The sequence below is a fragment of the Vibrio sp. 1731 genome (assembly GCF_033339955.1).
GTDB lineage: Bacteria > Pseudomonadota > Gammaproteobacteria > Enterobacterales > Vibrionaceae > Vibrio > Vibrio alginolyticus.
On the sequence record NZ_JAWOVO010000155.1, the window covers coordinates 1 to 1,083 of the forward strand.

The 1,083-nt window shown below is 40.5% G+C and carries 1 protein-coding gene; it reads right to left on the reverse strand.

Translation table 11 applies throughout. The features are described 5' to 3' along the window. Positions 1-499: 499 nt before the first annotated feature. The coding region (locus R7035_RS25875; RefSeq protein WP_318146401.1) for a topoisomerase DNA-binding C4 zinc finger domain-containing protein at positions 500-1,083 on the reverse strand (584 nt) is incomplete at its 5' end.

Sequence of the window (1,083 nt, forward strand, 5' to 3'; positions counted from 1 at the left end):
GCCTCTATTGAGCCCTTGCAGTGTAGATAAAAAAGCTATTGCATTTTCCAGTATGCAAATATTCAAATTGTTCTTATTTTTTGACGCTAAATAAATGCATACAATTGCACTAATTTTGTAATAAATTATCCAACCAGAATCTAAATTACAATTTTTAATATGCCGTTCTGTGTTGCATACAAAGGTTACTTGCTCAAGACGATATCCAGATCACACAAGGCCAAGTAAGCGATTACATTGTGAAAACAATTTACGAACGCGTTAACTACAGTTCATGTTTGAAATACCAAGATATAACAAATGTGTGAATATAAAATGAATAGTTCAACTGAATGTTGTTTACAGAAAAGATACTTGTAGATTCAGACAAAACAAATCGCTAAAAGTGGGAAAACAGAGCTTAAAAACGGTAGGGAAAGGAGCAGATGGAAACCCGCTTAGACAGGAAGATATAAAAATAAAGGCAGCGTATTTGCTGCCTTTATTTTACAAGTTGAGTTTAAGCTTTCGCTTTTTTACGTTTATCAGTGATTTCCCACTTACCATCAACGTAAAGTGCAGTCCAACCACTTGGTTTACCGTCGTCTTCTGAACGAACATAGTTCTCTTTCGTCTTACGGCTAAAGCGAACCACGGCTGGGCGACCATCTGGATCCTCTTGAGGAGCCGTTGTTAGGTACTTAAACTTCTCTGGTAGACGCTCTTCAAAACGCGCCAGTTCAGAGACTAGAGGTGCTCTTGTTTCACGCGATTTAGGGAAGTTGCTTGCCGCCATAAATAGGCCAGAAGCACCATCACGAAGCACAAAGTACACATCTGAGTTTTCACATGGCAATTCTGGGAAGTGCACAGGATCTTCTTTAGGTGGCGCTACTTCACCGTTCTTCAGGATTTTACGGGTGTTCTTACAAGTTTCACTCGTACAATCCATGTATTTACCAAAGCGGCCGTTCTTAAGCACCATGTCTGAGCCACACTTGTCGCACTCAACAACAGGGCCATCGTAGCCTTTCACTTTGAATTCGCCGTACTCAACAACATAGCCTTCACAGTTCGGGTTGTTACCACAAACGTGCATCTTGC